Annotated in this window: 19 protein-coding genes and 2 pseudogenes; 8 read left to right on the plus strand and 13 right to left on the minus strand. The window is 44.3% G+C overall.

Translation table 11 applies throughout. The features are described from left to right. The 6 genes from H6G40_RS12730 to H6G40_RS12755 form a co-directional block, all read right to left on the minus strand. On the minus strand, positions 1–215 hold a 215-nt coding region (locus H6G40_RS12730; RefSeq protein ID WP_190537532.1), incomplete at its 3' end, for an IS4/Tn5 family transposase DNA-binding protein. 528 nt (positions 216–743) lie between these two features. After that, complete coding sequence (locus tag H6G40_RS12735; RefSeq protein WP_002737379.1) at positions 744–1,109, minus strand: pepsin/retropepsin-like aspartic protease family protein; 366 nt, start codon at positions 1,107–1,109, stop codon at positions 744–746. Positions 1,110–1,243: 134 nt separating this feature from the next. Then, complete coding sequence (locus tag H6G40_RS12740; protein ID WP_002737427.1) at positions 1,244–1,573, minus strand: helix-turn-helix domain-containing protein; 330 nt, start codon at positions 1,571–1,573, stop codon at positions 1,244–1,246. Between the two features lie 24 nt (positions 1,574–1,597). Further along, positions 1,598–1,954, minus strand: a complete 357-nt coding sequence (locus tag H6G40_RS12745) for a type II toxin-antitoxin system RelE/ParE family toxin (RefSeq protein WP_002738001.1) — start codon at positions 1,952–1,954, stop codon at positions 1,598–1,600. Then, positions 1,948–2,199, minus strand: coding sequence for a GUN4 domain-containing protein (locus H6G40_RS12750; RefSeq protein WP_081330785.1), 252 nt, complete (start codon positions 2,197–2,199; stop codon positions 1,948–1,950). The genes H6G40_RS12745 and H6G40_RS12750 overlap by 7 nt, the downstream gene beginning before the upstream one ends. 129 nt (positions 2,200–2,328) lie before the next feature. Then, the gene (locus tag H6G40_RS12755; RefSeq protein WP_069473791.1) at positions 2,329–4,170 is read right to left on the minus strand and encodes a formylglycine-generating enzyme family protein; all 1,842 of its coding nucleotides are present in this window, start codon (positions 4,168–4,170) and stop codon (positions 2,329–2,331) included. 128 nt (positions 4,171–4,298) lie between these two features. On the opposite strand from H6G40_RS12755, the gene H6G40_RS12760 reads away from it, so the two are divergent. The 6 genes from H6G40_RS12760 (at position 4,299) to H6G40_RS12785 (ending at position 9,836) form a co-directional block, all read left to right on the plus strand. After that, complete coding sequence (locus H6G40_RS12760) at positions 4,299–4,946, plus strand: DUF3386 domain-containing protein (RefSeq protein ID WP_002736639.1); 648 nt, start codon at positions 4,299–4,301, stop codon at positions 4,944–4,946. Positions 4,947–5,137: 191 nt separating this feature from the next. After that, the gene (locus H6G40_RS12765) at positions 5,138–5,374 is read left to right on the plus strand and encodes a NifU family protein (RefSeq protein WP_002735229.1); all 237 of its coding nucleotides are present in this window, start codon (positions 5,138–5,140) and stop codon (positions 5,372–5,374) included. Positions 5,375–5,761: 387 nt separating this feature from the next. Then, the gene (locus tag H6G40_RS12770) at positions 5,762–6,850 is read left to right on the plus strand and encodes an isocitrate/isopropylmalate family dehydrogenase (RefSeq protein ID WP_069473789.1); all 1,089 of its coding nucleotides are present in this window, start codon (positions 5,762–5,764) and stop codon (positions 6,848–6,850) included. 160 nt (positions 6,851–7,010) lie between these two features. Further along, complete coding sequence (locus H6G40_RS12775; protein ID WP_069473788.1) at positions 7,011–7,634, plus strand: COP23 domain-containing protein; 624 nt, start codon at positions 7,011–7,013, stop codon at positions 7,632–7,634. 37 nt (positions 7,635–7,671) lie between these two features. Continuing rightward, entirely contained in the window at positions 7,672–8,601 is a 930-nt protein-coding gene (locus tag H6G40_RS12780; RefSeq protein WP_069473787.1) for a S1 family peptidase, read from the plus strand. A gap of 29 nt (positions 8,602–8,630) precedes the next feature. Then, the gene (locus tag H6G40_RS12785) at positions 8,631–9,836 is read left to right on the plus strand and encodes a tetratricopeptide repeat-containing S1 family peptidase (protein ID WP_069473786.1); all 1,206 of its coding nucleotides are present in this window, start codon (positions 8,631–8,633) and stop codon (positions 9,834–9,836) included. A 110-nt stretch (positions 9,837–9,946) separates the two neighbouring features. Here the strand turns inward: H6G40_RS12785 and H6G40_RS12790 are convergent, their stop codons facing one another. From H6G40_RS12790 to H6G40_RS12800, 3 genes are all read right to left on the minus strand, one after another. Then, positions 9,947–10,546: a hypothetical protein gene (locus tag H6G40_RS12790; protein ID WP_069473785.1), complete on the minus strand. Its 600-nt coding sequence runs from the start codon at positions 10,544–10,546 to the stop codon at positions 9,947–9,949. 48 nt (positions 10,547–10,594) lie between these two features. After that, entirely contained in the window at positions 10,595–11,809 is a 1,215-nt protein-coding gene (locus H6G40_RS12795) for a hypothetical protein (RefSeq protein ID WP_190537765.1), read from the minus strand. A 567-nt stretch (positions 11,810–12,376) separates the two neighbouring features. After that, entirely contained in the window at positions 12,377–12,880 is a 504-nt protein-coding gene (locus tag H6G40_RS12800) for a hypothetical protein (RefSeq protein WP_002735260.1), read from the minus strand. Positions 12,881–13,159: 279 nt separating this feature from the next. Between H6G40_RS12800 and H6G40_RS12805 the strand changes: the two genes are divergently transcribed. Then, positions 13,160–13,474 (plus strand): hypothetical protein, encoded by a 315-nt coding sequence (locus H6G40_RS12805; protein ID WP_002735918.1) that lies wholly within the window; start codon positions 13,160–13,162, stop codon positions 13,472–13,474. Positions 13,475–13,756: 282 nt separating this feature from the next. Further along, positions 13,757–14,152 carry a hypothetical protein gene (locus H6G40_RS12810; protein ID WP_002736424.1) on the plus strand — a complete coding sequence of 132 codons (396 nt, stop codon included), beginning with the start codon at positions 13,757–13,759 and terminating at the stop codon, positions 14,150–14,152. Between the two features lie 483 nt (positions 14,153–14,635). Here H6G40_RS12810 and H6G40_RS12820 read toward each other — a convergent pair. From H6G40_RS12820 to H6G40_RS12830, 4 genes and pseudogenes are all read right to left on the minus strand, one after another. Further along, a pseudogene (locus H6G40_RS12820) lies at positions 14,636–14,752 on the minus strand (IS30 family transposase); the annotation flags it as partial. A 77-nt stretch (positions 14,753–14,829) separates the two neighbouring features. Then, complete coding sequence (gene mnmG, locus H6G40_RS12825; RefSeq protein ID WP_002737113.1) at positions 14,830–16,737, minus strand: tRNA uridine-5-carboxymethylaminomethyl(34) synthesis enzyme MnmG; 1,908 nt, start codon at positions 16,735–16,737, stop codon at positions 14,830–14,832. Between the two features lie 165 nt (positions 16,738–16,902). After that, a pseudogene (locus tag H6G40_RS23965) lies at positions 16,903–17,083 on the minus strand (hypothetical protein). A gap of 41 nt (positions 17,084–17,124) precedes the next feature. Next, positions 17,125–17,619: a phosphoribosyltransferase gene (locus H6G40_RS12830; RefSeq protein ID WP_002737722.1), complete on the minus strand. Its 495-nt coding sequence runs from the start codon at positions 17,617–17,619 to the stop codon at positions 17,125–17,127. Between the last annotated feature and the right edge of the window lie 2 nt (positions 17,620–17,621).

The raw sequence follows: 17,621 nt of genomic DNA on the forward strand, positions 1-17,621 counted from the left end.
CTTTTGGCTTGGGCGGCAATTATATCTGAGGGGTGAAAATAGGGGGAATTCCAAAAGTCGTAGGTGGCACTCGCTGCGGCTAGATTTCCCGAAGCTTGTGGCACACTTGTACTAGGTTGGCTGGCCAAGTTTTCTACGATACTGATTAACCTTTTCTTTCTTCTGGTGTCCCCTAGGTCTGCATACTGTAATTCTTGGGCTGCCCATTTCTCCATTTTTTTGCTTACCTCCACCTTAATTCCTTCTTTCAAAACTATACCTATCAATCGTTTCCCCTTTTTTTAAGTTTCTTCTCTTTTTGTTAAGAAAGATCTGACTAATGGATAGGGGGGATCCCCCTTAATAAGCTATCCCTTATAGGGATCTTTCTTAACAATTTTTTCAGTAAGCACTCCAACTCTTGTCCTGACTTGATTTCAGTTTTTTCTTTGTCAGTAAGGGTGTCAACAAGGAATATTACAAATTGTTAACCGAGTCTTGAAAGCCTTGTGCTACAAAGGTTTAAAATGTTAAGAAAGATGTGACTAAAGGACAGAGGGGGGCATCTGATAATTTTTAACGCCTACCTACTTAGCGCAAGCTTTAGAATTAGAGATCGAACAGGTTAGACAAGCAACTCAAAGGGAATAGGAAAAGTTCAAAGCGATCGCATTTTAATAATGGTTTCCCAATCTCGATCGCTATCAATCAACAGTAAATTATTCTCGGAACTTTGATAAATTAATATAATTTCTGGGGCCTATCTATTTAGCCATCGAGGTGGCTACATTAGGACTATTGGGGTTAATATCAATAGTCCGGGTTGCGGGAATAACGATTAAGTCTAAATCTTCCATTGGGATAGCACCAAGCAATACTTGATCCCCCATCACCAAAGCACCGACGAAACCGACGCGGTTTTTGAAACGAGTTTCGATCGGCCCAACGTAGGGAACCAGTTGACGGGAACCATCGGCTAAAATTACCTCTTTGCGATCGATTTCAGTTAATTTTAACTGAATTTGAATATGTGCAGGAATGCAGAGATGCAAGGCTCCCGTATCAGCCAAAGCTGCGGTTTCTAGAGGCGATAGGGAACGATCAACGGGGTTACTAAGTTGAATATTCATGATGACTTTTGTAAGGTTAAGGGTTAAGTCCAGTGTCCTGTTTCTTTTTACTACAAGGATTAGCTAAAATAGGTTAGTTGAGGTGCGTTACATTAACATTAACGCATCTTACGAGATCGGCGATCGCGCTTAGATTAGGATTGATTTCGATACATGACCTGGATACTTAAACTAGAGTTTGCTAAGGCTTGGGGAGTTACTAAGATTTCTATCTTCTGACCTAATGCTACTAGAAAGTCAAACATCTGCTCAAGAGAAAATTTTTGCAATCTGCCATTTTTTAAGTTAGAAATTTTAGCCTCGTCAATCCCCAAAATTTGACTGACCTCCTGCTCGCTTAATTCTTGTTCAGTAATCAGATCGTAAATCACTGAAGCCAGCTTGACTTTAGCGAGTTTTTCTTCTGCATTAGCAAAGCCTAAGTCTTCAAAAATGTTTCCCGAACTAATAGTATATTCTGTCATAATCATTTATCTCCTTTTTGGTATTTATTGTTGCTCTTTTGCGATCTCCTGTGCTTTTTTCAGGCGTTCTTTGATTAGATTAACATTTTGTTTTGGTGTTTTAATCCCCGATTTTGATTTTTTCTGAAAGGCATGGAGAATAAAAATAGCATTGCTTAGTTTGATGGCATAAACTGTTCTATAGGTATCGGTTTGATAATCGCTGACTATTTCAAAAACACCATTAAAGCCCTTTAAGGCTTTGATGTTAGGATGATTCTGATTGTTCTGAACACGATAAAGAATATAGCCAACTTCATCAATAACCTCTTCAGGAAATTCTAATAGCTCCTTTTTTGATGCTCCAATCCAGATAACAGTTTTCAGTTGTTTATCTACCATTTTTTTGAAAAAATGTGAAAAATACAAATAAGGAAATGAGCTTTGGGAGCATTCTTGTTAAAGATTAGGTCAGAGTAAGACAAGCAATTTTCTCCTTTTTTCCAGCCGATGTGATCGCCGAAATTTTTCCACACTTCACTATTATATTCTCTCGTGTCACGGAGACTCTCATAGATTTCTTTCTGGACGCTGAAGCCAAATTTGCCGTTACTGTAGTGCGGACAACATGAAGCGCTAAAGCGCAACTACGAACCTTAACTCAACCTACAAATTATCCTAAATCCCTTGAGTAACCCACAGAAAACCGGTTTCTCCGAGAAACCCGTTTTCTACTCATGCTACCTCAATTTTCTCAAAAAAAAATCGACCCGCCGCTAGGCGGGAAAAAGGGAAAAAGAGAAAAAGGGTAAAAAGGGTAAAAAGGGAAACAGAGTCCTCCCAGCACCGCACACCACCCGAAAACCGAAGCAGTTGCTGAGGTCGTCGCGGCGGTAGTCGTACTTGCGGTAAGCGGAACGGCAGTAATCTGGATTGAGGAACCAAGAACCGCCCCGCAGTATTTGAGAATAATTATCCTTTATTAGCCAAGCACTACCATCCTTTGGCGCATTCTTAGAGTTATCGTGCCAATTGTCTTCGCACCACTCCCAAACATTGCCACTCATGTCATACAGTCCCCAAGCATTGGGCTTTTTCTGGCCCACAGGATGAGTTTTATCCTGAGAATTTCCGTCATACCAAGCGTAATCTCCTAACTGATTGGCATCATCACCGAAATAATAGCGAGTAGTGGTCCCCGCACGACAGGCATATTCCCATTCCGCTTCTGTGGGGAGGCGATAGGTTTTGCCAGTTATTTGACTCAATTTCTGACAAAAGGCTTGAGCGTCCTCCCAACTAACCTGTTCTACCGGATTTTGGGGATTGTTTTTAAAATAAGAGGGATTTTTTCCCATTACTGCTTGATATTGTGCCTGAGTCACCGGATATTTCCCAATCGCAAAACTGTTGACTTTAACTTGGTGTGGAGGCTTTTCAGAATCCGAAGCATCAGAATCACTGTCAGGAGATCCCATGAGAAATTGACCTGCTGGTAAGCTCACCATCTCCAGTGTGACTCGATTGGGTAGGTTTTCGGTAAATGGAGTTTTATTGCTTGGGGGTGTCTTTTGTTGAGGAGGGGGAGGAATAGGAGAGTCACCGACGACGGAGGTGCTAAAATTCCCAACTCTCTCGATTACATGGTTGTTGATGCGTTGAATGGCGGTTTCCAGTTCGATTTCCTCGTCGGGGATTTCCACGTCTGTCCATTGCCATCCTTCCTGCTCGGCTCGCTCTAATGCGATCGCTAAACGGCCGCGCTTTTCTTCGCTGGTGACGAGGAAATTGAGCAAACTAGCCGATAGATTCTCGTTTTTGCGGAAAGATCCCGCCGATTCGGAACTGAGAATGTTTTGGACGAGGGATTCCACTTCGCTGACACTGCGGGAAAGTTCCCCGTCAATGGTCACTACTCGATCGATTAAGCCTTGAAACTGTCCGATAATTGGTTTTAGGTATTGTTCTAGATTAATGGCTACTTTGGCCATTTCGATCGCTTCTTTTTCCAGACTATCTAACTCTAGCTGCAACTGATACACTTGTTTGTACCCGTTCAACTCGCCGATCATTTTCGAGAAAACCTGTTTTTGTGTATCCTGATCTTCAGCTAATTTCTGGATACTTTCGCTGATTAGGTCGATTTTCTTGAGCATGAGCAAGCTGGCGCGACCAACAAGAATCACAGTGCGGAAAATCTGCTGTTTCTGTAGTCTCAGAGTATCTCGCAGTTCAGCCGAGCCGATGCTATTCTCCAAAGATTGGCGTTTTCGCTCTGTTTCTGCCAATTTCTGGCATTTAACCCCCACTGCCTCCTTGATTTCCTCGGTCAGTGACAGGAAAAACCGCCGGTATTCATCCTTATGGTCGGTGAGAAATCTGATTAACTGGTTATAATCCCCGACTAATCTTTCTAATTCTTGAAAAGTTTCCTCGAAATTGAGGGGTTCTTCTTTTTTCCTCAATCCTAGCCATGTATTGCGGACCCGTTTTCCAGTTTTAATCAGTTGCTGTCTTTCTTGAATCTGATCCTGCAAAACCAATAAATCGGGGCGATTTAGTTGGGGAAGTTGATAGGTTTTCCGATAAAGCTTGATTTTCGCCGTTTCGTCTGCCATCGCCTTGGTCACTGAGGGGGAGTTTTTTCTATTTTAGCCCGATTTTTGATCAGCTAGAAATCTCGGCCAGAGGCGAAAAAATCAGCGACAATGATATAAATGGAGTTATCAACACAAGTAAAGCGATTATGACTGTAGCCACGACGAACGCCCGAGATATTTTCCGCTCCGCCTACGAAAACCGTTACACTTGGGATGAAGGATTTCCCGGTTACACTGCCGATATTATCCTCACCCAAGGGGAGGAAGTCCATACGGGCAAAATTCAAGTTAATGCCGATTATAGTGTGGAAGTAACGGGCATTGATGACGAGAAAGTGCAAGAAAGTATTTATAATCAAATGCGCGACATCGTTACTCACCGTAAAAGAGGCAATTTTGATGCCTCCCACGGCAAAAACCAGTTTAATTTCGGGCAAGATGATCCCACCGGTGCGGTAGAAATTCTGGTCACCGGCGATGCGATGGGGTCTAATTATAAGGTCCGCGGTCAGGAAATCTGTCAAGTCAGTCGAGTCATGGGACCGATGGCTTTTACTATTAATACCGAGGAAAGTCTCGATACGGGAGAAGGTTATATTTCTATTCGCTATAATGCCATTTTCCGCAATGCTAAAACCGATGAATTAAAGGGAAAACGTGACTTTAAGGAAACCTACGAAAAAATCGGTAATTATTATTTACCCTCCTGTCAAGTGATTAACGCAATCGATGTCGGTGGCGAAAAATCCACCACAGAATTTACTTTTATCAATCTACAGCTTTTAGAAGCTTAAGGGTTATTCCCGCCCAAAAAGCGTTAGGATTGAAGTAACTAAGTAGGTGGGTATTAAAAATTGTCGGATCCCCCCGCCTATCGGCACCCCCCTTATCAAGGGGGGCAGGGGGGATCAAAGACAAAATCTATCTTCAATTTAATTGAAACCACTTACTTACACTGTAATAAATCTCTGACCAGAAGCTGATTATGTCTTTAACACTGACTCCCAATAACGTCGAACAAGTTTTAGATGAAATGCGCCCCTACCTGATGGCGGATGGTGGTAACGTGGAATTAGTCGAAATCGACGGGCCAGTCGTCAAACTGCGTCTTCAAGGCGCTTGCGGTTCCTGTCCCAGTTCCACCATGACCCTAAAAATGGGCATCGAACGTCGTCTCCGGGAAGTGATTCCCGAAATTGCCGAAGTTGAACAAGCTTTCTAAATCTTGGGTTAATTAATTCTCACCACCGCCCGATTGCTAATTAAATTAGCGATCGGGCATAATATTAATTATATATTTTCTTCTAAGTGGCTAGGTGTCAAAAACTTTCAGATACCCCCCTTATTAAGGGTAGATCCCCCCGCCTATCGGCACCCCCCTTATCAAGGGGGGCAGGGGGGATCAAACCCCCCTTATCAAGGGGGGCAAAAGGCAAAAGGGAGAATAAATAATCAGTTTTTAATAACCAGATTTGCTGTTATATATCTTTTTCTGCAAGATTGATAAAATTACAGAATTAATTAAGGTAAAAAGTATCTTTTTTAGCCGATTAACCAGCCAATTCAGCATTAACATATACTTGAAAATTTTTATTAAAACTCAAAAACTATGACAGAAAATATCCCCACCATTGTGGTCATGCACGGCGACCAAACTGGAGAAGAACTATTACTAGAAGCCCTGAGAGTATTGCAACCCTCGATAATTCGTCAACCGCTTAACTTTGCCGATTTTGATCTTAGTTTAGCCCAGCGTCGCCAGAGTAACAATCAAGTGGTTCATGAGGCCGCCGAAGCGACTCTAAAAACCGGATTAGCTCTCAAAGCTGCCACCATTACCCCAGAAATTAAAGGAGATGTGGGCAGTCCCAACGCTATTTTAAGAGAAGCAATGAATTCTCAGGTAATTCTCCGCATCGGTCGCCGTATCCCCGGCATTCGTCCGATTGGGGGCGTTTATTCTCCCATTGCCATTGTCCGCATGGCCGTTGATGATGCCTACGGGGCCAAAGAATGGCGAGAAACCACTGCCACCGGCGATGAAATTGCCTATCGCACCTCGCGCATTTCTAGGGCTACCAGTCGCGCTGTGGCCGAGTTTACCTTTCAACAGGCCAAAAAAACCGGGGCGCGGGTATTTGGCGGCCCAAAATTCACCGTTAGTGCCACCTACGAAGGGATGTTTAAAGAGGAATTAGACGCGGCGGCCCAAAGACATCCGGAAGTGCGTTATCAACCCCTGTTAATTGATGCAACTTTTGCCCTACTTTTACAAACCGACGGCGAAGCTTTGGTGATTCCGGCACTTAATCGCGATGGCGATTTATTATCCGATTTTGTCTTGCAACTCTATGGCAGTATTGCCGGGGCCGAAAGTTTGGTTTTGGGATTTGATGAGGAGACCCTAGCGGTTAAAACTATTATGGCAGAAGCTCCCCACGGCACGGCCCCCGCTTTAGAGGGCAAAAATATCGCTAATCCCATGGCGATGATTTTAGCCTCGGCAGCTTTGTTAGGTTATATCGAAACTAGCGAGGCGCGTAAAGCTTCTCGGGCAATTTATGAAAGTGTCTTTGAAACTATTCACGAGGGCAAAAAAACCCCCGATTTAGGGGGCCAAATGACCATGATTGAGTTTACCGATGAGGTGATTCGTCGCGTGGTCAGTAAGTTAGAAGTTTGGTCTGCTTTGGGGTAAACGAACTCATCTGATTGCTCTCTTAAAGGAGTTTGAAGAAAGGGTAATCCCAAAAAATAAGAATTGTTGCAAAAGCCTTGCTTTTGTTGGTTTTGCGGAGAGATAATAGCTACCTTTGAAGTGTATAGTAGAGTCCCTTTGCAGGATTAGAATAAGGACAATGAAATTACAAACTTTGACAAAAACTCTGACTATTGCTCTGATTGGTGTAGGACCTGCCTTGACCTTACAATCACCGAGCCAAGCTCAAACCAGATTCGAGTGTCTTTTACCAGTGACAGGCCCCCATGTGGGAGTTCCCACAACCTATGTCAAAGTCGGCTCTAATGAACGCAAACCTGTGATTCGTTGGGTTTCTCGTTATTCTAGCGGTTCCGGTTACACTCCCCAGCAACGGTGTCTAGAAGTAACTAAACGATTCAATACCCTTGACGCTCGACCTAGAGGAATTGATATTATTACCACTGGCTATCTCAATGGTCTGCCGGTCATCTATTCCCCTAGTCATGGACGAGAACGGGCAAATAGCAGTAACCTATTATTTACCCTCAAGAGAGGGGAAGACGCAACCCAGAAAATCCAACAGCTATTCGACCTCCGGGAGGGTTCCGGAACCGATCCTTTGTTTGAAAGCTCATCGGATTCTGTCATTGTCTATTTCAATAAATTCCTAGAAAATGCTCCCGTGGAAACAAATCCTGCCACCGGTTCGTCCCCCTCTCCACTGCCGGAGACTTCTCCCGAACAACCCCCCCAAAAACCATCAGGCGGTTCTGTTTGGTAAACTTTTCTAGTTCTATAGATAGGAGCATAGTAATCAAGTGAGTCGGCCTATAAAAAGAATTTTGGCTGGTGCGGGCAGTTTATTATTGGGACTGTCCACACCTTTGCTTGCTGTCCAAAGCTATGCTCCTGCTCTGGAACCTAACCAGGCCAATGCCCATAGCTCTCAGCAACTTTCAGAACAACAGCTGCGTCAGTTAGCCAGAGCAATTACTGTTAAGGTGTTATCAGGGCAAGGCTGGGGTTCGGGCATTTTAGTTGAAAAGCAGGGTGCTTCCTACAAAGTCCTCACGAATGACCATGTTTTAGGGCGGTATCGCTATCGGGGTTGGCAAATACAAACCCCTGACGGCAAGATACATCGGGGTGAGTTGGTCAGAACAGTTCGCTTGAATGATTATGATTTAGGCTTAGTTTCTTTTCGCAGTAGCCAAGTTTATTCTATTGCTGATTTGGCTAATGTCGATGATCTCGCTATCGGAGATGAAGTCTTCGCCGCTGGCTTTCCCTTCGATGGCGATCGCCCGACAGAACAAGGATTTACCTTCACCCTGGGTAAAGTGTCGCTTTTGAGTGATAAATCCTTTTCGGGGGGCTACCAAATCGGCTACACCAATAAGATTAAAAATGGCATGAGTGGCGGACCGCTGCTGAATCGGCAAGGTAAAGTTATTGGTATTAACGGCATTCATGCTTATCCCCTCTGGGGTAAATCCTACGTTTTTGCTGATGGAACAGTGACTTCACCGGCACTGTGGGAACAAATGAGTCGATTAAGTTGGGCGATTCCTATCAGGACTTTTTTAAAATCGGGGTCATCTTCTCCATCTGCTTCCAGTCGGCAACGGCCCGCAGTGTCACCCCCATCGCTTCCCACCCATAGAGAACCCACTTTCTCGGAAGATTTTCCTTCTCCATCCTCGTCAACCCCAAGAGAAAAGAATCCCGCTCCCACACCACTCTGGTAAATTCCACTCAACTGTATTTTTAAACCAGAATGAGCAACAATTTCTTGAAAATTTCCGCCGCCCTAGTTAGTATAGCGGTGTTTGTGGTTTCTCCTCAGATTGCTAAGGCATCAACAACTGAGCAGATAGAAAAAATTGCTGAAAAGATTACCGTTTTAATCCCCTCAGAAGAAGAGGGGGCAAATGGGAAAATTACTTCTAATGGCTCTGGATCAATTATTGCCAAAGAAGGAAGGGTTTATACTGTTCTTACTGCTAGTCATGTGATCTGTAAAGATGCTAGAGATGCCTGCAAGTTCTATTACGATCAACTTAAAATTATTACCTGGGATGGTAAGAAATATCCGCTCGATTACAATAGCATCAAAAAATTACCCGGAGTAGATCTAGCTCTCGTGCAGTTTCAGAGCGACCAAAATTATCAATTGGCGACCTTGGGTAACTATCAAGTAGCTGACGAACAATTTATTTTTGCTTCTGGATGGCCCGACCCGAAATTTATCGGCAAGCGGAAACGATTGTTCAATGTGGGGAAAGTGCTGCCCAAATACATTACATCCTTGCTGAAAATATTTCCCCCAGAGTTGGGGTATGAGATAGTTTATACCAGTGTCACCTATGGGGGCATGAGTGGCGGTCCAGTGTTAGATATAAATGGACGAGTCATCGCGGTTCACGGACAAAATGAAGCCGAAAAAATCGAAAAGGTTCCCGTGCCAATTGGCTTTAGTCTCGCTATTCCCATCACTACTTTTTTGAAATTAGCACCCCAGTCTGGCATTCAAGGGCAGATAAATGTCGAAAATTCGCCCCCCAATGCCTTATCTTTGCAAGAAATTGGTGATGAATTATACAAGGCTTTTGAAGTTCCCAATAATAACGATACTAATCCCCTAAACTGGCTTAATCAAGGCAATAAAATGTGGCGGTTAGGACAATTAGCCCTCGCCTATGCCGCCTATGAAAAAGCCTTGCAACTCGATGCTCAACTCTATCAAGCTTGGTACGGTAAAGGTCTGGTCTTGACCTACTGGAAACGCTCCCAAGAGGCGCTGGCCGCCTACGAACAAGCTCTCAAAATTAATCCTAACTCCGATACCGCCAAAAAACTGCGCGACAAGCTCCAAGAATCTTTAGGGGGAGGAAATACCCCTTCTCTAACCCCCTCACAGCCAACCACCGCGCCCACCGTGGAGCCTTCACCACAGCCCTCTAATCCAAGGAGACTATGGTGAAGTCAGTCCCGATGAAAAAATTTTCACCCCCACAGATGAAAGAGGTTTCCTTCCCTACACCCCACACCCGACACCCCACACCCTCTTTCAAGTCAGTAGGGAAAATGCGGTTAGCTAATAGTGGGTTGCACCAATTTAGCTAAGAATGCTTGAATTGCTCGTAGTTCTGCGGGGGGATTGCGGAGAAACTCTTCGTTACTGGCTAAAATCATCGCATTATAGGCCCGCACCGCCGCCAGCAATTTAGCTGGAACTACCTTCTTATCTTTGGTCAGTTTCTCTAAGCTGGCCAATAAGTCTTGAATAACATTTAATGGCGGTGCGCCGGGGGCTGAGTAAAGAGCGGCGGTGACAGCATTGATATTATTACCCGCCTGTGCATCCGTTGTTAAGATGCTCAGTAGCGATTGCTGAACGGCTGCGGGAATCGGGGTACCCGTGGGGGAGGTTAAATTATTATCAGCTAACAGAGTATTCAGAGAAGCAGCCGCCTGATTAACAGCGATTTGAGCCGGTTCTCCCCCCTGAAATCCCGTTACCGTCCTGGTGCTGGGGAAAGTTTGACCGGCAAAATCACCGGTGGAAAGAATTGCCCCAGTGGCATCGGATTGGTTGCCGGTTTGCGCCATAACGGGAGAGACTAGGGAATTGGTCAGCAAAACCGCCGCCACTAGGGAAACTTGCCAATTAGTCAACCATTTCATCAACATGGTCTTAATCCTCATTCAAAAAGCTAAATTAGACAATCTAAAAACCGACTAACGGGGGAAAAAGTAATTGTAGCCGATACTCATGACGAAGCGAGCGCCGTCCCCAGCATTGCCCGTTAAATCAGCACCGGCAAGGTTAACCGTCAAGGGGACTTTCGGGAAGGGAATCAGGGAAATACCTGCGTTTAAATCTTGACCCGACCATTCGACAATGGCCGAGACCGGTTCAACAATTCTTAAACCCGCACTAGCAAAGACACCGAGGGAATTTACCCCATCTTCGATGGCTCCTTCCGAGCGAAAACGACCACCACCAACACCCAAAGAGAGCGTCAATTGACTAAAGGGTTCTTTCGTTGTTTCTGTGAACTGAAAAAATTTGCTCACCACCCCGTAGATACTGCTACCGGCATCTGTCCCACCCCAGTTAATAGCATTTTCAAATCCTAGGGCGACAGCAAAACCTTCTGGCAGAGAACGGTGAATTTTAAAGCTAAAACTACCCCGTCCGGCATTATCACCAAAAAGGCTCAAAATCGCCATAGTTACATCCAAACCGACAATTTTCTGGGGTTCTCCTAAACCGACCCCTAGGGCTAACCCACCATCTGCTTGATTGGTAAAACGGGTTCTCGACTGGAAAGCGAAACCACCGAAAATCTGCCCAAAATTCGCTCCAAAACCGATGGGAGTAGAGATACTGCCACTAGGGGCAACCACAAATTCCGCCAGTTTCGCAGAAAGGGTTTTCGGTTCCTCAATCAGAAACTCTTGACGTAAACGCTGCAATTCGGGAGAAACATTGGTATCAACGGGGGTGGATGCTTGCGCTTGCCATTTTTCGACTTCTGGAGAGTTATTATCTCCTGCTGGTAAAAGCTGACTCGCTTGCATTGTCCCTAGATTCGCCTTCCATTCTTCTAGGGTTGAAATTGTCCCGGTCTTTTCTGTTGCTAGAGTATCGAGGGAAGATTTCTCTAGTTTATTTTCTAAGGATAAGGGCAGATTACTATCGGCTAATCCCTCTGTTGTCGAGAAGGAATTGGTTGTCAGAACTCTTTCTGTCCTCTCTAATTCTACGGGGGAATTAATGATAATTTTTTCCTGGGATACCCGAATAGAAGCAGCGTCAATGTCTAAGGGGGAAGGAAGGGCCTTCACCCCATCACAAAGTATGGCCGTCCCCAAACAGGATGTGATGAAAATTCCTCCAGAAAATATCTGTCTCATCTGGCTGTTTCTTTTGGCTTTTTTTAATAACACTTCCAGCTTTCCTCACAGACGAAATTAATTTGCAAGAATTGTAACTGATTTATTCTTAGATAGCAAATTATCAAAGTTGCGGTCTCTGTATGATAATCATTGCTTATCATTGGTGTGAGTCTTGCTAGGCAAGGCTTTGAAGACTATCTTTCTGGAAAGAAAATTCTCCCTACAGAAACGAGAAGAACCATCTTTCCTTTACTGGTGTCTGCAATTGTCAATTCACCTCCTTCTATCGTCCTTACTGCAACTATGGTTGAAAAATTTCCTTGATTCTTTTTGGCCCCAGTCTGCCTAAATGAAGTGTAAAAAATTTAGGGACTTGCGTGAGAATAATATCCCAATCGAGCGGAGGGCGCAAGCTTTGCGCCCCTACAGTAACGGATTTTCTCCACAATGTAGGAGCGAACTGCGTTCGCCCAAAAGGTACATTATCAAAGCGCAAGTCCCTTACCACCTCTATTTCTGGCTTCGCCGGTTGTGCTGGGTCTCCGTTCACGAATCAAATAGGCGGATTATATTGCTAGAACTAAAAAAAGCGGGTTGAACCCCGCTTGTCATCAAAAACTAAGCCAACTTAAAGGCATCTCGCCAACACCAGCGCAACAGGGTAAAAGCTATCAAACCTTTAACCACTTCTAGAAACCAATAACCAATCTGCAAAGACATCATTTCTCCCGACATTCCCGACGCGGTAACGGGGGCCAGTAAACCCATAGCGCTCAGATTGGGAGTGAGAAAATAGGTGTAAATTAGGGTGATTACTAAGAGAACACCGGCGAATAGAAGCGATCGATGTTCGGGGAGATGGATTAAGGTATGATAGCGGTGGAAGACAACAAAGCTACACAGCACAATCGCCGCACAAACTAATTCCAGATGGTTAAAAATGCCAAATAGCAAGTAACCGGCACTGGCAAAGCCATTTTGTGTCATCATGCCAGCTACGGATAAGCTGGGGATAATGATTAAATCTATGACGAAACTGGCACTTAACCAGAAACCAAGAACAACCATGGCTAGGGTTGTCCAATTAAACCAAGACCGATAACGCTCAACAAAAGTTTTCATTAGGCTTGCTCCTCCTTGCCTTTCTAACTTAATTGTAAAGAGCGTTCGCCAAAATTTTGGCAAGTTTTTTGCTAATTCTTAGCAATTCTTATCAATTCTTATCAATTCTTAGGAGAGCAACCAAACAATACCGCTCTTACTTCTAGATTTGGCTACCCGCTCGGGGCGTAATTGTAAAGATTTATCAACAAGTGTTTATAAAAACCTTTAAATATTGACCAAGGTGACGATTCTAGACTTACCCTGAGATAATAACTGACTATCTACGGGTTTACTGTTATGGATAAGGATTTTCGTAACTATCGCATGGTTTGCACTCTCACCTTTGGAGATATTTACGGACAAATAATCGTTTGGTTAATCGTTATTTTTCTTACTCTCGCTTCCACTCTAGCTCTTTGGAGTAGCACTAGACAAATTTTCGCCCTCGCTACCGTGGGGTTAGTCGTCGTCCTCTCTTTGCCTTTTTTACTCTTTGCTTTCGTTACTACCCTCCTTAATCATATTGAATTCGTTCCCATCGAAGCGGAAACCAACATTCGTCGTGGTCCTGTCCCCGGAGTTAGCGGCAGCCGTGTACCTGCAGCCAGCTAAATCCGACCAAATCCCCAATAAATAATCTAGAGACGTTGTCAGCAACGTCTCTAGCAGTTTTTGTCATTGGTTGCGTCGGGGTTTCTCGTTCTAGATTTTTGTAAATTTTTGTAAATTTAACTTGTTTTAAAACACTTTTTCTGTTAGGGATTATCCAAAGAAAAATAGATGAAGCAGAGAAATTGTCAAGAGAATAATCTTGTTTGCTGCCTGATCCCGGTCAATGATAAATTTTTAAATACCTAGTCTTTTACATTTTCCCAACTCTCGGAGTGATCCCCGATGTTAAAAAATCTCTTTGGTGGCAAAAAATCTGACTTTTACCTAGAACTAAAAGAAACTGATGGTGAACAAAAAGCGACAGCAACCACGGCAGCAGCCGCCCCTGTTGTGGAAGCGCCCGCCGCTACTGTGGAGTCTGCTGCCGCCCCTGTAGCCGAGAAAAAAGCCCAAAAAACTTCTATCAAGAAAGAAAAGCAAGTAAAAGAAACTCCCGCCGCTCCTGTGAGCGCACCGGCACCCGTAGCCGCTACTAACGGTAAAGTAGAGCCGCAAGAGGTGGAATTTGCGACAAAATACTTGATTACTCCTAGTCTGTCTCGCCGTCGCCCCGGTCCAAGTTTGAATGGTTTCAAAGACATGGCACGCAAGGCGAAACTACCTGCTAACCGCGGCTAAATCCCCCAGATTGCTTTCTCAACAAAAAAAAAGGAGAGCTTTCTTTGACTCTCCTTTTTCATCAGGGTGCATCTACTGACTCAAGTTTAGCAGAGAGTTTTTTTAAGGTTGGTTATTTAGGTTACTCCCCAGAGTATTTTGGGGATAATTATTGCCTGTCTTTTTGGGTAACTTTTAAAACCTAGGACTAGACCGAACTGATCAAAGCGGTGATCACCACTATCCCGATCTGTTTCCGGTTTTTCAATTCTCCGACTTTTTCGGCGAGATCGGTGGTTTTCCCCGCCGCGTTCGCCATAACTTTAACTCGAGCCGCTTGCAGCTTAAACCCTCTATCTTTCCGTCTAGGGTTCAGATATCGCCTTTAATTTCCGACTGCCCTAACTCTAAATTCTTCTGTCCGTTTTCCAAGGTAATTAGTCGGTTTTTGATCGCCTTCTGTCCGTTGGCAATATTATTATGCTCGTTTAATCCCCTCTCCTAAGAATGATCAGGAGGGGCAAAATAAAAATCTGCTCCTAGTTTCTGACTCAACTCTTGATGTCCACAAAATTCTTTGACCTTGTCACAAGTAAAGGTTTTTCTTTTGTCAGGAGTAATCGGTCATTTATTTTGATTGGGGCTGCTAATTAGGCAGCCGATAAGAACTCTTGATCGCTGATAATCAGGATTATTTCCTAACTTTTAACTGCCGACATCTGCCGCATTTCTAGATACACTAATAAAGCGTTAATATCGGCGGGATTGACTCCGCCAATTCGCGAGGCTTGGCCGATGGTAGCGGGTTTAATTTTTGTTAATTTTTCCCGGGATTCCATTGACAAAGTTTCGATTTTCATGTAGTCAATATCGGGGGATAAATGACGGTTACTGTGGCGACTAATTTGGTCAATTTGATTTTGTTGTCGCTTTAAATAACCAGAATATTTAATCTCAATTTCTACCCCTTCTCTTTCGGCTAAATTTATATCAGGATTACCTAAACCATAGCGATCAAGATCGAGATAATGGAAGCTAGGACGACGCAGTAAATCCGCTAAAGAGAGAGAACCTTTAATTTTTTGTTCCGTATCCTTAACGATGGCAATTGCCACCTCATCCCGTTCTTTAATTCTCGTTTCGTGTAGGCGTTCTTTTTCAGCGATAATATTAGCTTGTTTAGTTTGAAATAATTGCCAACGCCGGTCATCAATTAAGCCAATTTCTCGTCCCAAAGGAGTCAATCTTTGATCGGCATTATCCGATCGCAATACTAAGCGATATTCGGAACGACTGGTTAACATTCGATAGGGTTCCCGCAGATCCTTAGTACACAAATCATCGACCAAAGTTCCTAGATAACTTTCCTCCCGGGGAAAAACAATTAACTCTTTTCCTAAAGCAAACCGGGCCGCATTAATCCCCGCCACCAGTCCCTGGGCTGCCGCTTCTTCATAACCGGTTGTCCCGTTAATTTGTCCCGCACAAAATAACCCCTCAATCTTCTTCGTCATCAGGGTTGGATAACACTGAGTTGCCGGTAAATAATCGTATTCCACTGCATAGGCAGCCCGCAACATTACACAGTTTTCTAAACCGGGTAAAGTCCGCAGCATTGCTAATTGAACATTTTCCGGCAGTCCCGTTGAAAAGCCTTGGATATAAAGTTCGGGAATATCGCGCCCTTCCGGTTCAATAAAAATTTGATGACTTTCTTTATCGGCAAAACGGACGATTTTATCCTCAATACTAGGACAATAACGCGGTCCTTTGGAGTCAATAAAACCGCCATAAATGGGGGATAAATGTAAATTATCTCTGATTAATTGATGAGTGGCCGCCGTGGTGCGGGTGAGATGACAGTTCATTTGTTCCCGTTCGATCCACACCTCTGGATCAAAACTAAACCAACGTACCTCGTCATCAGGCGGTTGCGGTTCCATGCGCGAGTAATCCACTGAACGCTTATCCACACGGGCAGGAGTGCCAGTTTTTAGGCGACCAGTCTCGAATCCGAGACGATTTAGGGTTTCTGTTAAACCCACCGCCGCAAATTCGCCCGCGCGTCCGGCGGCCATAGACTTGCCGCCGATCCAGATTTTGCCGCCTAAAAAAGTGCCAGTGGTTAAAATGACGGCTTTAGCGGCGAAACAAGTGCCGAAATAGGTTTCTACTCCTAAAACTTGCTCATTTGCCCCTAAAATCAGGTCTGTGGCCATGCCTTCCCGAATAACCAGATTGGCTTGGGTTTCGACGATACCTTTCATCACCGCCGCGTATTCCCGTTTATCGGTTTGGGCGCGTAGGGCCCAGACTGCCGGTCCACGAGAGGCATTAAGAACCCGTTTTTGCAGATAGGTGCGGTCGGCCATTTTGCCAATTTCGCCGCCTAAAGCGTCCACTTCGTGGGTTAATTGGGATTTAGCCGGACCACCGACGGCGGGGTTACAGGGTTGCCAAGCGATTTTATCGAGATTAAGAGTGAGGAGAAGGGTACGACAACCGAGACGGGCGCAAGCTAGGGCCGCTTCACAGCCGGAATGGCCCGCCCCGACGACGATGACATCAAATTCATCTTGAAAGTCTGCGGCTGAGGAGAAAGTCATACTCGATCGAGGGGAAAATTAATTAATCAGGCTAATATTCTAGCAATTTTTCTGAGTTTTCCCCCCAATATAATACAAGAATACTAACTAAGTCATTGACTAAGCTGCCCGCGCATTTAAGAGGCAAGAGGCAACAGTAAAGGGATTGGGGGAGATTCGGCTAATCTAAGAATAAGGCTTCTTCGTTACTTGGTATGGTTCGATAGGGGGGCATAAATCGACTAAATCCTTATCTGGCAAGAGACTTAATTGATGAGTTCGCTCTAGATAAAAAACAATTGATAAAAGTTGGGGTAATGTCTGTTTCTATAAGGGTTTCATCTCTTATAACCCCCGTCCATTGCATAACACAAACCGAAGAACCAGAATAAGCGGTTTAAATACGTCTTAGCTTAGGAGGTCTTTGGGTGTAATTAACTCGTAACGCTCGAAGGGTTGATGAATCCAAGGATTATCGGGGTAATATTCCACATAATAGTCGGGTTTGATTCTTGATGCCGCTTTGTACCAGATCACCGCAGTTTTGATATTGGTAATCCCGTATTTTTCCTGTAACAAAATCGAGGTTTTTTGGAGAGTGATTCCCGAATCGACTAAATCATCCACTAATAACAAGGGACTCTTTAATTGGGCTTCGATCATGGCTAAATTCGAGGAAATAGTTAATTCTCCCCGAATTTGATGATTTTGCCCCCCGTAGGAAGCAGCGTAGAGAATGGCTAGGGGTTGACGAAAAAGACGACAGAGAATGTCACCGACGCGCAATCCTCCCTTAGCTAAACAGACAATCTGAGCAAATTGCCAACCAGAATGATCGATTTTTACTGCTAATTTTTCGATCAGACGATGGTATTCATCCCAAGAAACATAGACATCGGCCATAT

The organism is Microcystis viridis FACHB-1342 (assembly GCF_014698335.1).
GTDB classification, from domain to species: Bacteria; Cyanobacteriota; Cyanobacteriia; order Cyanobacteriales; family Microcystaceae; genus Microcystis; species Microcystis ichthyoblabe_A.